Source organism: Arthrobacter ramosus, assembly GCF_039535095.1.
Lineage (GTDB): Bacteria > Actinomycetota > Actinomycetes > Actinomycetales > Micrococcaceae > Arthrobacter > Arthrobacter ramosus.
The window spans coordinates 456125-470185 of sequence record NZ_BAAAWN010000001.1; the positions used below are offsets into that span (position 1 = coordinate 456125).

Genomic DNA, 14061 nt, shown 5'->3' on the forward strand with positions numbered 1-14061 from the left:
CAGCTACGGCCGCGCCGCGAACCGTTCCAACAGGTCCACATGTCCGGACACAATCAGCATGTCGCGGCCGGAAACTTTCGTGTCCGGCCGGGCGTAGGTGAAGTCTTCGCCCGGGGATTTCACGCCGACAATGGTCACGCCGTACTTGGAACGGACCTTGGACTCATCCAAGGTGAAGCCCACAGTTTCCTTGGGCGGGTACATTTTCACGATGGCGAAATCGTCGTCGAACTCGATGAAGTCCAGCATGCGCCCGGAGACCAGGTGTGCTGCACGGACGCCGGCGTCGGCCTCGGGGTAGATGACGTGGTTTGCGCCTATGCGGGTGAGGATCTTGCCGTGCGAGGCCGTGATGGCTTTCACCCAAAGGTGTTCGATGCCAAGATCCACGAGGTTAACCGTGATGAGCACTGAGGACTCGATCGACGTTCCCACGCCCACCACGGCGGAGCTGAATTCCTGCGCGCCGAGTTGGCGGAGGGCATCGATGTTGGTGGCGTCCGCCTCGACTACGTGGGTCAGCACGGAAGCCCAGTTCTGGACGAGCGTGCGGTCCCGCTCGATGGCCAGGACTTCGCGTCCCTGCTTGACGAGCTGCTCGGCGGTGGCTGCACCGAATCGGCCCAAGCCGATCACCAGCACGGGCGCGTTGTGCGCCGGCCGGTTGGGGGCGCCTGTTGAATTAGCCAATGATCGGCCTCTCTTCCGGATAATGGAATAGCTGCCTGCGCTGGCGGAGGGCCAGGGCGGAGGCAAGGGTTATGGTGCCGATGCGGCCGGCGAACATGAGGGCGGCGAGAACGTAGACCCCCGACGGCGGCAGTTCGGCGCTGAGGTTCGTGCTGAGTCCTACGGTTGCAAAGGCCGAAATGGTTTCGAAGAGTACCCGGTCCAGGCTGGCGCCGCTGATGGCCAGCAGCAAGAATGCGGATGCGCATACCAAGGTGGCGCCGGCAACGATCACCGAGATGGCTACCCGCATGGTGCCTTCGGGGATAGTGCGGCCGTAGACCTTGACGTCGTCGTCGCCCCGGGCCTCAGCGACGATGGCGAGGAACATGACCGCGATGGTCGTAACCTTGATGCCGCCCGCCGTCGATGCCGAACCGCCGCCGGCGAACATGAGCGCGTCCGACAGCAGCCTGGTGGTTGAATCCATATGGCCCTGGTCGACCAGGTTGAAGCCACCGGAGCGCGTCATGACCGAGGCGAAAATGGAATGCGTGATCTTGTCCCCAAAGCTCATGTTGGCGATGGTGTTGGTGTTGTCCCATTCCATCAGGGCCCAGAGGACTGCGCCGGCAACGAGGAGGATCAGGGATACCTGGATGGTCAGCTTTGTGTGGAGGCTCCACTTCTTCCAATTGAGGCCGTGCCGTCGAAGCACCAACATGACCGGGAAGCCGAGGCTGCCGAGGAACACGCCAAGCATGAGCGGCACAAGAATCCACAGATCGGTCTCGTACGGCACGATTCCGTCGGAATGGGGTGTGAAACCGGCATTGTTGAAGGAAGAAATCGAGTAGAAAACCCCGTGCCAGACGGCGTGCCCGAAGTCCTCGCCGAGTGTCAGGAACCGGGGAATCATCGCGACGGCCAGGACGGCCTCGATAGTCACGGAAGTCGAGATGACGATCCGCAACAAAGTACCCACTTCGCCCAAGCGTCCGGCGTTATTCATGGCCTCCTGGGCAATGAGCTTGCCCCTCACGCCCAGCCGTTTGCTGACCATGAGTGCCAGGAGGGAAGCGAGTGTCAGGGTTCCCAATCCACCGACGAAGATGCCCACGAGAATCACGAGCTGGCCGAAGAACGTCCAGTGCGTCGCCGTCGACACAACCGTCAAGCCAGTCACGCAAACGCTGGAAACAGCGGTGAACAAGGCTTGGTGGATAGGAGTGACCGAACCGTCCGCCGATGCCGCCGGCAGGGAAAGCAGACCGGTGAACAAGAGAATCGCGAAGACGTACGCCGTGAGCGCCAATCGCGCCGGAGAGGAGTTGGCGATGTTGTCGATGAAGTCGCGGATACCCGTGAAAATCCACAGGCCTCCCCGCTCCGGCTGGACGGTTTGCCAGCTGGCCGGGTCTCGGGACCTCGACTGGCTCTGAGTCATGGCAGTGCTGTTCGCTTCTGGTCGATTGATTCTGCTTTCCTGAGTAGTAAACCACTAATCACCCGGTGTAACGGGGCAGGTGGGTTCCCGCCGCTCGGGTAGCCTGTCATTGATGACTTCCTGGGCAGGCCTCCGTCCGTCCCCGCTACCAACGACGGTGGCGTGGGATCCCGCCATGACCGCATACAATTTCGGTCCCTCGCATCCGATGGCCCCCGCCCGGCTGGAACTGACGGCCAGGCTCGCCACGGCGCTCGGACTCTTCGACCTGGAGCATGTGTCCGTCCAGGCGCCCGAGGTCGCGTCCGACGTCGAACTCCTGGCAGTGCACAGTGCCGAATATGTCGCCGCGGTGCGGCGTGCAAGCGAAGACCCGACGACGCCGGACCCGGAACGCGGGCTCGGCACCGAAGATGATCCCGCTTTTGCCGGGATGCACGAAGCCAGCGCCCGGATTGCCGGTGGGTCGTTACTCGCGGCCGAGGCGGTCCTGTCCGAGACCGCGGTCCGGGCCGTCAACTTCGGCGGCGGCATGCATCACGCCTCCCGCGAGCGTGCCAGCGGCTTCTGCATCTATAACGACGCCGCACTCGCCGTGCAGAGGCTGCTCGACGGCGGTGTCCGGCGGGTCGCGTACATCGACGTCGATGCCCACCACGGCGACGGCACTCAGAGCATCTTCTGGAACGACCCGAGGGTCCTGACGATTTCCCTGCACGAAAGCGGCCTCTCGTTGTTCCCCGGAACGGGATTCGCCAATGAGATCGGCGGCCAGGACGCGCTGGGCACGGCCGTCAACGTGGCGTTGCCTGCGTGGACGGGCGACGCCGGGTGGCTGCGCGCCTTCCACGCCGTGGTACCTCAACTCGTGCAGGCCTTCGAACCGGAAGTCATCGTGAGCCAGCATGGCTGCGACTCCCACAAACTCGATCCCCTCACGCACCTCAACCTCAGCGTGGACGGCCAACGCGAGGCGGCGACCGCCGTCGCGGGCCTCGCCGCGAGGTTCTGCGAAAACCGTTGGATCGCCACCGGTGGAGGGGGCTACAACATTACGGGAGTGGTACCGCGGACGTGGAGCCATTTGATCGGCATCGTGGCCCAACATCCCGTCCAGTTGACGGCTCCGGTCCCGGAGGCTTTCCGGAGCTATGTCAGGGAGAAGTACGGGGAAACGGTGCCCGAACTCATGGGCGACGGCGTCGACACGTGGTGGCGTTCGTGGGAGGTCGGGTACGACCCCGCGGATGCCGTGGACCGTACCATCATTGCCACCCGCAAGGAGATCTTCCCCCTCTGCGGGCTGGATCCCTGGTTCGACTGATGCGTGTTCGTCCAGTCGGTGTAAGGCTCGGGTCAACACCGCGTGCACATGCGAAATAGTTGATGCCTTTTGGCGTATATGTCGCTAGGGTGGGAGGCATGGTGACTGACGACGTATTTGCCGTCATTGCTGAGGCAACCCGGCGTGACATTCTGGTTTCCCTCCGCTCTGGGGATAAGGCTGTGGGGGAACTGGTGGAGGAGCTCGCCGCGAGCCAGCCCACCATTTCGAAGCATTTGAAGGTACTCCGCGAGGCCGATCTCGTCAGCATGCGCGCGCAGGGACAGAAACGCTATTACGCGTTGAACCCGAAGCCGCTCGCCGGGATTGCCAGCTGGCTGGAGACGTTCGACGTCGGTCCCGCGAAGCCCGCGGCCGAGCCCGCCACACTGGCCCGCAGCCCCCGCGCACGTGCCGCTGGCCAGGTTGCCGCGGGCCAGCCGGGCACCGCGCGGACACAGCCCGACGGCGAGCCGCTCGGCACGTCTCCGGCGAGCACCGACGTCGAACGCTCGCCTGAAACCGTTCCTACCTCCGGAGCTGTTGCCTCCGTCGCGGGTATCGACGACACCATGCCGCAGCAGATCGGCCGTACGGTTGGCCGGGCAGCCACCAAGGCTGCGGACCTCTTGGCGAACCTACCCAACCTGCCGAAGTTCGGGCGGAAGAAGTAGCAGTAAACCGGGGTGATCCCGGTCAGGCCATGATTCGCTCCTGCTGAGGTATTTCCCGCACCAGCTGAGTGGTGAAAAGCCGAAATTGAGTACATAGAAGCTACGTTTTGAGTGGTGTTGAGCATGAATTGAGTGCTGACAAATACATCACATGCTTCGCCAAAAAAATCCTCTGACCTGTTTGTTTAAAGATCTTGTCAGCACTCAGGCCATCATCTATTCTCGGTAGTCCAATTCGTCTTTACTATCGGGGGCAGGTATGACTTTTTTGGCATTTTCGAAGTTCCGGGACTGTAAAAACCAAGTGGCGGGCCTGCACCGTAATCCCGTCCGGACGCTCAGGGGGAAGCATTGAAAACTCGAAAAGTCGGCGCGATCGGAATCTGCGCGGCAATGGCATTGGTAACTGCATCCGCGATTCCCGCGCAGGCAGCAGTGACGAGCGTCAGCGGCTCGCTCAGCTGCCCCGCGGGTCAGGTCGTATGGGTACACGTCGTGACTACGTACAGTGCGCCGGTCACCTTCTATTCCGGCACCGCCCTGCGCACCACGGACCGCGGCGGCTATGACCATGTCTTCAACTACGGAACCAGGACGGTGAACTGGAAGGTGGTAAGCAGTGACATCCAGACGGCGACCGACTATTGCGGAAGTAACGTGACGCGTCCAAGTGAATGAATCCATCCAGACTGAGATCGCCCGCACACTCAGCACAATTCCAGTCCGCGCGTCTCGCCAAATGACCTCCATCGAGTATCAGTTTCGTGTGAGCGAGATCCTCAGGCTTTTTGACATCGATGCAGTGGGCAGCGAAACGGGCGTAGTTTACGGGGACAAGGGCGTTGAGCTAGAGGATCAGCCTTTAGTCTGGGCCATTCGCATACTCATTGGGAGGCGGTTCGACATCCCGGAAGCAATAATGTGAATAGGCCCCGGTCAGAGGCCCGCATATTGGGTCCCTTGGATCTAGTGTCGCGTTCCTGAAGAGAAACCCTTCGCTTTTCGACTGCCGCTGCCTCGCGAGCTGCCCGGTCGTAATCGGTTCGGATGGAGACTGCCGCGCGACTAATGCGAGCATGACGGGATTGTATGCAGACCCGCCGCTCGGCGCAGAAGTTGTAGGGAGTCACATGGATTCGAGGCTGGAAGCAGTCCGGGACACCGTCTTGGCGCGGAACCCGGGCGAGCTGGAATTTCACCAGGCCGTCACCGAGGTCTTTGAAAGCCTCGGCCCGGTGCACGACCGGCACCCGGAATTCCTGGAGGGCGCCGTCCTTGAGCGCTTGTGCGAACCGGAGCGCCAAATCATCTTCCGCGTGCCGTGGACCGACGACGCCGGACGGGTTCACGTCAACCGCGGTTTCCGGGTCGAGTTCAATTCAGCCTTGGGCCCCTACAAGGGTGGACTGCGCTTCCACCCCTCGGTCTACCTGGGCATCGTCAAGTTCCTCGGCTTCGAGCAGATCTTCAAGAATGCCCTGACAGGCATGCCGATCGGTGGCGGCAAGGGCGGCTCGGACTTCGACCCCCGTGGCCGCTCCGACGCCGAAATCATGCGCTTTTGCCACTCCTTCATGACCGAGCTGTACCGCCACATCGGCGAATACACGGACGTTCCTGCCGGCGACATCGGCGTGGGAGGCCGCGAGATCGGCTACCTGTTCGGCCAATACAAGCGCATCACTAACCGCTACGAGTCGGGCGTGCTGACGGGTAAGGGAATCTCGTGGGGCGGCTCCCTCGTCCGTCCGGAAGCCACTGGTTTCGGCACGGTCATCTTTGCCCAGGAGATGCTCAAGACCCGGGGCCGGTCCTTCGATGGCCAACGTGTGGTGGTCTCCGGTTCGGGCAATGTGGCCATCTACGCCATCGCCAAAGCCCAGGCCCTCGGCGCCACCGTGGTGGCCTGCTCCGATTCCGGCGGGTACGTCGTGGACGAGGCCGGCATCGATGTCGCGCTGCTCCGCCGGATCAAGGAAGTCGAACGGGGCCGCCTCACCGAATACGCGGAGCGCCGCCGAGGAGCCAATTATGTGGCCGGCGGCTCGGTCTGGGACGTCAACGGCGCCGTTGCCCTGCCGTGCGCAACGCAGAACGAGCTCGACGGCGACGCCGCGGCCAAGCTCGTCAGCAACGGTCTGCTGGCAGTCGCCGAAGGCGCCAACATGCCCTCCACCCGTGAAGCCGTTGCCGTTTTCCAAGACGCGGGCATCCTGTTTGCCCCGGGCAAGGCAGCCAACGCCGGTGGTGTGGCGACGTCTGCGTTGGAGATGCAGCAGAACGCCAGCCGCGATTCCTGGTCCTTCGAATACACCGAAGCACGCCTTACGGAAATCATGGTGGTCATCCACGATCGTTGTGCCGAAACCGCCGAGGAATATGGCGCGCCCGGCAACTATGTCCTGGGTGCCAACATCGGCGGCTTCGTGAAGGTCGCCGACGCCATGTTGGCGCAGGGCCTCATCTAGTCCCAATGCACACACGCGCGCACCCGCGCCATCCTGCCCACCCCACCCCAACTAACTCGCATTTGTTGTCGTTTTGAGGGCTCAAAACGACACCTACTGCGAGCTAGTTGGGCAGCCGGACCTAGTGCTGCAGCAGGCGCACGTGGTCCGGGTTCAGTTCCGAAATCTTCGTGACTCCGAGCAGGGCCATGGTGCGGGCCATATCCTTCTCCAGGATCTGTATGGTGCGGTCCACGCCGGCCCTCCCGCCGGCCATGAGCCCGTAGAGGTAGGCGCGGCCGATCAGCGTGAAGTCGGCGCCGAGGGCCAGGGCTGCGACGATATCGGCGCCGCTCATGATGCCGGTGTCCAGGATGATGGCCGCATCGCTGTTGTCCGCCTTCAGTGCGGCGGCGACCTCCGGAACGAGGTGCAGCGGAATCGGTGCCCGGTCCAGTTGGCGCCCGCCGTGGTTGGAGATCACGACGCCGTCCGCGCCGTGGTCCACCACCTTGCGGGCATCTTCCACCGTCTGGATGCCCTTGACTACCAGCTTGCCCTTCCAGGTTTCGCGCAGCCAGTCGAGGTCGTCGAAGGTCAGGGTGGGATCGAACATTGAATTGATGAGGTCGGCCACGGTTCCCGTGTAGCGGGAGAGCGAAGCGAAAGTCAACGGCTCGTGCGTGAGGAAGTTGAACCACCATGCAGGCCGGTACGAGGCATCCAGGACGGTCCTCACCGTGAGCGCCGGCGGAATGGTCATGCCGTTGCGGACGTCCCGCAGCCGGGCGCCCGCGACGGCGGTGTCCACCGTGACCATGAGGGTGTCGTTTCCGGCCTTGGCGGCGCGCTCGATCAGCTCCAGGGAACGGTCCCGGTCCGTCCAGAGGTAAAGCTGGAACCAGTTGCGGCCGTTCGGAGCCGCCGCGGCCACGTCCTCGATGGAAGCCGTGCCCATCGTGGAGAGAGTGTACGGAATACCGGCCGCTTCGGCCGCCTGCGAACCCGCGTACTCACCCTCCGACTGCATCATGCGCGTGAATCCCGTAGGCGCGATGCCGAACGGAAGCCGTGATTCCTTGCCCAGGATCCCGGTCCTGAGGTCGATACTGGAGACGTCGCGCAGGATTCCCGGCCGGAACTCGATGTCCTGGAACGCCTGGCGGGCCCGGCGGAGGGTGATCTCCGCCTCCGCTGCACCGTCCGTGTAGTCGAACGGCGCCTGGGGAGTGCGTCGCTTGGCCATGTCCCGCAGTTCCCAAATGGTGGATGCGCGGCGCAGCTTCGCCGCGTTGCTGAACTCGGGCTTCTTGAACTTCATGAGGGGAGCGAGGTCCGAGTATTTGGGAACCCGGCGCTTGAGTGCTGCGGGGCGCCCGACGGCGGTGGGGACCTTCGCTGGCACCTCAAGGGAAGGGGCGTTGCTCGGCTGGACGGTCTGCGTCATGGTGCTGTCTCCAGTGTGCTTGTGTGGTTAGACCACACTCTATGCCATGTGGTCCAACCACATCAACTACTATTTATCCATGCGAACGCACGAGCTCGTCCTGAGTTGGATCGAAAAGCAATTGTCCGACGGGCACTTGGTGCTTGGTGGGCGGCTTCCTGCCGAGCGGGCGCTGGCAGAACAGCTGGAAGTCTCAAGGACCTCGGTCCGCGAAGCCATCAGGATCCTGGAAGCCATGGGTTTGGTGCGGGCAGGTGTCGGCTCCGGCAAGGACGCCGGGACCGTGGTCATCGCGGAACCGGCCACGGCACTCGGCTCCGCGCTCCGCCTCCACGTGGCCACGCAGCATTTGCCCGTCGCTGACATCGTGGAAACACGGGTCCTGCTCGAATCATGGGCGGTATCCCGCGCCAAGGCCGATGCCCCCGAACTCAAGGAGGCAGCGAGGCTGCTGGACGAAATGGACGTAAGTGCCGCCGTCGACGACTTCCTCGCGCTCGACGTCGCCTTCCACCTCGCGCTGGCGGAAGCCGCCGGAAATGCCGTGGTGAGCACCATCATGGGATCGCTGCGTGAAGCGATTGAGGGTTACGCCGCGGCGCTCACTGCGAACCTGCCGGATTGGGATAGCACCGCCCAGCGCCTGAGGTCGGAGCACCGCGCCATCTTGGAGGCCGTGAACGACGGCGACGGCGGCCGGGCAGCGACCCTCGTTGCCGCACACATCGAGGGGTACTACCGGGAAGCCGGGCTGGGGCTGGCCCCTGCTGAACCTAGGCCTTGACGGGTCCGGTGCTGCCCCTGAGCTCAATCCGCGGCGGGAAGTAGTTCGTGGGGGAGGCTGCGTCGTTGGTCTGGATCTGCTCCCGCATGCGGCGCCACGCAAGGTCCCCGAGGTCGGTGATCGGCACGGCGGCGGTGGTCAGCGGAGGCATGGTGTACCGGGCGAAGGGCATGTCGTCGAAACCAGTGAGCGACAAGTCTTCCGGTACGCGGATCCCGCGCTGGCTTAGTCCGCTCAAGAGGCCCATCGCCGCGACGTCGTTGAAGACGAGGATGCCGGTGGCACCGCACGAGGCGACCGCATCGCTTGACTCGAATCCGGCGTCGAACGTGTTGCCTCCGGGAAGGAACTGCAATTCGACGTCCGGGAATTCGGCGGTGAACTTCTCGAGCCCGCGGAGGCGCTGCACGTTGGACGCGCTGCGGTCCGGTCCCGTCAGGTAGGCCAGTTTGCGATGACCCAGCTCCACCAGATGGGCGGCAAGTTCCTGGATGCCTTGGCCGTAGTCCACCACGAGGCTGGGAGTCGGCACCGACTCGGTGGTCCGGTTGATGAGGACGAGCGGATAGAGCGAGGGGGCGAGTTCTTCCAGGTCGGCGTCGCTCATGCGGGGGGCACAAAGAACGACGCCGTCGCATCGCCTACGCGCCTCCCCGGCGAGGATCGCTTCTTCGCTGGAGACTTCGGACGAGTCGGCGATCAACACGCGGTAGCCGTCGCGGGCGGCGGCAATACTCAGCCCGCGGAGAATGGCCTGGAACGTGGGGTTGGACAGGTCCGGCACCACGATTCCGATGGTGTCCGTCTTTCCCAGGGCCAGGCTCCGACCTACCGGGTTTGGCTTGTACTTCAGCTCCAAGGCGGCCGCGCGCACGCGAGCGGCAATGTCCGCGTCCACGGTGGTGTTTCCGTTCATGACGCGGGAAACCGTGGCATGCGAAACACCGGCCATGGATGCCACATCTGCGATGCCCACCCGCCGGGTGTTCCTTCTGCCTGGCATGGTTTCCTTCCTGGAGCTGGGGCCGCCCTGTTCCAACGCGGCGGCGACATGTGTTCTGAGGTGAAGTTTATAGTGCGTGGGGAAACGGTTTCCCTTGATGTCGTTGGATTTCGATTTGCGGGCATCCGGAGCCTGACGCTATGGTTTGGCTATGACTAAGCGTTGGTATGCGTATTTTTCGTTGGCTCTGGAGGGGCCCGCGTCTAACTGACACGCATCCAACTTTCCTTCAGAGCCAACAGGGCAGAGATCATTCTCTGCCCTTCGCCATTTCCAGGCGGGCTCTGAGTAGGGTCCGCACCTCTTTCGGAACAGGACCCCTTTCATGACCAGCATCGCCGCAGAGCCCACCACACATAACGTCGACGTCGGGAATTCCCGCGCCCAGTCGACGTCGAACCTGCGCGTCAGCCGCTTCGAGCCGCTCCCCACGCCGCAGGAAATCAGCGCGGAACTGCCGCTTGACGCGAGGTCTTCCGCCGTCGTCGAGCGCGGACGCGATGGAGTCCGCGCGATCATGGACGGCGTGGACGATCGCCTCCTGGTGATAGTGGGCCCTTGCTCCATCCACGATCCGAAGGCCGGCCTGGAATACGCACGCAGGCTGGTCAGCCAGGCGGAGAAGCATAAGGAAGACCTTTTGATCGTCATGCGGGCGTACTTCGAGAAGCCGCGGACCACGGTTGGCTGGAAGGGCCTCATCAACGATCCCCACCTGGACGGCAGCCACGACATTGCGGCCGGACTCCGTGCGGCGCGCGGATTCCTTCAGCAGGTCACGGCCCTGGGATTGCCGACCGCCACAGAGTTCCTGGAACCCATCAGCCCGCAATACATGGCCGACCTCGTGGCGTGGGGCGCCATCGGTGCGCGGACCACCGAGAGCCAGATCCACCGTCAGCTCGCCTCGGGACTGTCCATGCCGATCGGCTTCAAGAACGGGACCGACGGCGACCTCCAGGTAGCGATCGATGCCTGCGGTGCTTCTGCCGCACCCCAGGCGTTCCTGGGGATCGACGGCGATGGCCGCGCCGCCCTGGTGGCGACCTCGGGCAACCCGGACACGCATGTGATCCTGCGCGGGGGCCGCAAGGGTCCGAACTACGCGGCCGACCAGGTTGCCGCTGCGTCGGAGAAACTCTCGGCGAAGGGGCTGAATCCGCGGCTGATCGTTGACGCGAGCCACGCCAACAGCGGCAAGAGCCACCATCGGCAGGCCGAAGTCGCCTTGGAGATCGGTGCGCAATTGGAGGATGACGTGGCTTCGCCGATCGCCGGCGTCATGCTGGAGAGCTTCCTTGTCGGTGGGGCGCAGAACCTGGATGTGGAGCGGCAGTCTGCTGGCGAACAAGAGCTGGTGTACGGCCAGAGCGTCACGGACGCCTGCATGGAATGGGACGTCACGGTGTCCGTCCTGGACCAGTTGGCGGCCTCGGCCCGCAAGCGTCGGATGGCTGCTTCCAACTAAGTGAAACCTAGTCTCCAGTTGGCCGAAAGACTTTCACTTTGGTACCAGCAGCCTCTAGAGTATCTAGCACATGGTTGTTTGATGGCTCAGCATCGGCACACCAGGTAATGAATGCTGGGGTTCGCCGCTAACCGCTGAGAGCAAAGGAATATGGAGAAATGTCCGCAGAGACTAACTTCTCGAACGCGCGTTTCATGACAGTGGCTGAAGTTGCCGAAGTCCTCCGGGTTTCCAAAATGACCGTGTACCGTCTGGTCCACTCGGGAGAATTGCCGGCCGTCCGATTTGGACGATCATTCCGGGTCCCCGAAGAAGCCGTGAGCCAGTACCTCAAGGGCGCGGTCGTCGACGGACACTCGGAGACGGCTTGAGCCATGCCTGGTTCCCGAAGGGGCCGGCGGTCATTGGGTGCCCCCGATAAGCGGTACCCTGTTAAGGAACGTTTTACGTCATTGTAAGAATCTGTCAGTTGTAAAGTCTGTTGCTCAGTTCAAGGACCTCACCCAGCAGACAGAATCTCAATCTAGTTTGGTAAGGAACTTACGTGGGTTCAGTTATTAAGAAGCGCCGCAAGCGTATGGCCAAGAAGAAGCACCGCAAACTGCTTCGTAAGACCCGCCACCAGCGTCGCAATAAGAAGTAGAGATACTTCCTACAGCGTGAATGCCCGTTGCCTCCCGAGGCGGCGGGCATTTTTGCGTGCGGGGATGGGTTGGTGACGTCGCGCGACGCGCAAATTGGCTGGCGACGCGCAAAATCCCTGGTGACACCTGAATACAGGCGTCGCCAGGGATTTTCTGTGTCGCGCAGCTCTTTGCGTGTCGCAGGAAGAGCGCGGGTTAGGCCCTCGGGCTGCGGAACTTGGAGAAACCCCGCCACAGACCGTAGACGGCGCCACCGACGGTCGCGGCTTTGAGGCCGAGCGTCGCTGCCCGGCGGCCGGAACGGAAGTCGTAAACAGGCCAGTTGTTCTCCCGCGCATGGCGGCGCAGCCCGGCATCGGGATTGATGCACACCGGGTGGCCCACCAAAGTGAGCAGCGGGATGTCGTTATGTGAATCGCTGTACGCCCAGCAGCGTTTCAGGTCCAGGCCTTCTTCGTCCGCTACGCGCTGCACAGCCACGGCCTTGGCCGGCCCGTGGAGGATCTCGCCCACCAGCCGGCCCGTGTAGGCGCCATCTTCAACTTCGCCCACGGTACCCAGGGCGCCGGTCAGGCCGAGGCGCGTGGAAATGACGGTGGCAACTTCGATGGGCGTGGCGGTCACGAGCCAGACCTTCCGGCCAACACGCAGATGCTGTTCTGCCAGGGCCTTCGTACCAGGCCAGATCCGCGACTCGATCATCTCGTCGTAGACCTCTTCGCCCAGCTCCTTGATATCTGACACCTTGATACCGGCCGCGAGGATCAGCGCGGAATCCCGGACGGAATGGACGTCCTCCATTTTTTCGCCCCGCAGGACGAACTTGAACTGCTTCCAGGCAAAGCCCGCGGCTTGGGAGAGCGTGAAGGCCTTGCGTTCATACATCTTCCGGGCGACGTGGAAGAGGCTGGCACCCTTCATGAGGGTGTTGTCGACGTCGAAGAATGCGGCTTCGCCGTGTTGCTGCGTTGCAGCCGGCGCGGTGGCCACAACGGCGTTCTTCTCGACGGGCATGCCTTGAGTCTAGTCAATCGCCCGGCCCCCTGCCGTTCGCGACGGTTGTGCCGACGCTGAAGCGATACCGTTGAACCATGCCAAATCCCGACGTCGTACTCCTCACCAAAGCTGACTGCCACCTTTGCGCCGCGGCGCGTGACGCCGTCGAACGCGTGACCTCAAGCCTTGGCCTCACGTGGACGGAACAGTCGATCGACACTGACCCGGTACTGCGCGAGCGCTACGCCGAGGAGATCCCGGTGGTGTTCGTGGACGGAATCCAGCGGGATTTCTGGAAAATCGATGAGGCACGATTGGTGCGGGTCCTGAAGAAGGCCATCGCCGCCTGAACATGCGTGCAGAGCTTTGTTGGCAATAGAGTGGGAAAACAAAGCGACGCAATGGAGAAGAACGTGACTGCGCTGGAACCGTCTGCCGAAGCTGTACCCGGGGACAAGGACTCTGCCGCGAAGCAGATACCACCCGCGGCTGTGGCCCGGATGACGCTTTATCTGCGCGCTCTGAACTCCCTGCTGGGCGAAGGCGTGGAACGCGTTTCCTCCGAGGCGCTGGCCGAGGCGTCGGGAGTCAGCTCGTCCACGTTGCGCAAGGACCTCTCCTACGTCGGCTCCTATGGAACGCGTGGCGTGGGATACGAGGTCCAGTACTTGAGCCGGCACATCGCGGCGGCGCTCGGCCTGACCCACGACTGGAAAGTGGCCATTGTGGGCGCCGGCAACCTTGGCAAAGCCTTGGCACGGTACGGCGGATTCGAGTCGCGCGGTTTCGACGTGGTGGCGATCCTCGACGCCGATCCGATGATCATCGGGAACGAAGTCGGCTGGCTGCGGGTCAGCGACGCCGCCAATCTTGAAACGGTCCTTCAGCGGACCGGCACCAACATGGTTGTCCTGGCCCTCCCGGCCGCGGTGGCACAGGACGTCTGCGACCGCGTGATCAGCGCGGGTATCCGCAGCATCCTCAGCTTTGCTCCTGTGCTGTTGCAGGTTCCGCCGTACGTGAATCTGCGCAAGGTGGACATGGCAACTGAGCTTCAAATCCTGGCGTATCACGCACAACGGGCGCAGACTCCGCGCCAGGCCCTCTAGGCCAAGCCGGGTCTGCGCCCGTTGTTGGTTTTGTTCTTGGCTATAGGCC

General features: G+C 63.1%; 16 protein-coding genes. 11 read left to right on the top strand and 5 right to left on the bottom strand.

The window, feature by feature from the left end; all coding sequences use genetic code 11:
- Positions 1-3 precede the first annotated feature (3 nt).
- Both ABD742_RS02150 and ABD742_RS02155 read right to left on the bottom strand, forming a co-directional pair.
- Positions 4-642, bottom strand: coding sequence for a potassium channel family protein (locus tag ABD742_RS02150; RefSeq protein ID WP_171983496.1), 639 nt, complete (start codon positions 640-642; stop codon positions 4-6).
- 40 nt (positions 643-682) lie between these two features.
- A complete protein-coding gene (locus ABD742_RS02155; RefSeq protein WP_234748762.1) occupies positions 683-2116 on the bottom strand; it encodes a TrkH family potassium uptake protein in 1434 nt (477 codons plus the stop codon).
- 112 nt (positions 2117-2228) lie between these two features.
- Between ABD742_RS02155 and ABD742_RS02160 the strand changes: the two genes are divergently transcribed.
- The 5 genes from ABD742_RS02160 (at position 2229) to gdhA (ending at position 6582) form a co-directional block, all read left to right on the top strand.
- Positions 2229-3440, top strand: a complete 1212-nt coding sequence (locus ABD742_RS02160; protein WP_234748763.1) for an acetoin utilization protein AcuC — start codon at positions 2229-2231, stop codon at positions 3438-3440.
- Between the two features lie 98 nt (positions 3441-3538).
- Entirely contained in the window at positions 3539-4114 is a 576-nt protein-coding gene (locus ABD742_RS02165) for an ArsR/SmtB family transcription factor (RefSeq protein ID WP_234748764.1), read from the top strand.
- A 351-nt stretch (positions 4115-4465) separates the two neighbouring features.
- On the top strand, positions 4466-4792 hold the full coding sequence (locus ABD742_RS02170; protein ID WP_234748765.1) for a hypothetical protein: 327 nt from the start codon (positions 4466-4468) through the stop codon (positions 4790-4792).
- 88 nt (positions 4793-4880) lie between these two features.
- Positions 4881-5039 (top strand): hypothetical protein, encoded by a 159-nt coding sequence (locus tag ABD742_RS02175; RefSeq protein ID WP_344787072.1) that lies wholly within the window; start codon positions 4881-4883, stop codon positions 5037-5039.
- A gap of 205 nt (positions 5040-5244) precedes the next feature.
- Complete coding sequence (gene gdhA / locus ABD742_RS02180; RefSeq protein ID WP_234748767.1) at positions 5245-6582, top strand: NADP-specific glutamate dehydrogenase; 1338 nt, start codon at positions 5245-5247, stop codon at positions 6580-6582.
- A gap of 121 nt (positions 6583-6703) precedes the next feature.
- Here gdhA and ABD742_RS02185 read toward each other — a convergent pair whose 3' ends face one another.
- The gene (locus tag ABD742_RS02185; protein ID WP_308193800.1) at positions 6704-8008 is read right to left on the bottom strand and encodes an alpha-hydroxy acid oxidase; all 1305 of its coding nucleotides are present in this window, start codon (positions 8006-8008) and stop codon (positions 6704-6706) included.
- Between the two features lie 79 nt (positions 8009-8087).
- Here ABD742_RS02185 and ABD742_RS02190 point away from each other — a divergent pair, with 79 nt between their 5' ends.
- Entirely contained in the window at positions 8088-8792 is a 705-nt protein-coding gene (locus ABD742_RS02190) for a FadR/GntR family transcriptional regulator (RefSeq protein WP_234748768.1), read from the top strand.
- Here the strand turns inward: ABD742_RS02190 and ABD742_RS02195 are convergent.
- A complete protein-coding gene (locus ABD742_RS02195) occupies positions 8782-9795 on the bottom strand; it encodes a LacI family DNA-binding transcriptional regulator (RefSeq protein ID WP_234748769.1) in 1014 nt (337 codons plus the stop codon). The two genes, ABD742_RS02190 and ABD742_RS02195, sit on opposite strands and share 11 nt — an antisense overlap.
- A 325-nt stretch (positions 9796-10120) precedes the next feature.
- Here ABD742_RS02195 and ABD742_RS02200 point away from each other — a divergent pair, with 325 nt between their 5' ends.
- From ABD742_RS02200 to ABD742_RS02210, 3 genes are all read left to right on the top strand, one after another.
- On the top strand, positions 10121-11263 hold the full coding sequence (locus tag ABD742_RS02200; protein WP_234748770.1) for a 3-deoxy-7-phosphoheptulonate synthase: 1143 nt from the start codon (positions 10121-10123) through the stop codon (positions 11261-11263).
- Between the two features lie 158 nt (positions 11264-11421).
- A complete protein-coding gene (locus tag ABD742_RS02205) occupies positions 11422-11634 on the top strand; it encodes a helix-turn-helix domain-containing protein (RefSeq protein ID WP_078107672.1) in 213 nt (70 codons plus the stop codon).
- 173 nt (positions 11635-11807) lie between these two features.
- Entirely contained in the window at positions 11808-11906 is a 99-nt protein-coding gene (locus tag ABD742_RS02210) for a 30S ribosomal protein bS22 (RefSeq protein WP_003792170.1), read from the top strand.
- A gap of 196 nt (positions 11907-12102) precedes the next feature.
- Here the strand turns inward: ABD742_RS02210 and ABD742_RS02215 are convergent, their stop codons facing one another.
- Positions 12103-12921 carry an HAD family hydrolase gene (locus ABD742_RS02215; protein WP_234748771.1) on the bottom strand — a complete coding sequence of 273 codons (819 nt, stop codon included), beginning with the start codon at positions 12919-12921 and terminating at the stop codon, positions 12103-12105.
- Positions 12922-12998: 77 nt separating this feature from the next.
- On the opposite strand from ABD742_RS02215, the gene ABD742_RS02220 reads away from it, so the two are divergent.
- The gene (locus tag ABD742_RS02220) at positions 12999-13253 is read left to right on the top strand and encodes a glutaredoxin family protein (protein WP_234748772.1); all 255 of its coding nucleotides are present in this window, start codon (positions 12999-13001) and stop codon (positions 13251-13253) included.
- Between the two features lie 51 nt (positions 13254-13304).
- Positions 13305-14012 (top strand): redox-sensing transcriptional repressor Rex, encoded by a 708-nt coding sequence (locus ABD742_RS02225; RefSeq protein ID WP_268818795.1) that lies wholly within the window; start codon positions 13305-13307, stop codon positions 14010-14012.
- Positions 14013-14061: the final 49 nt, after the last annotated feature.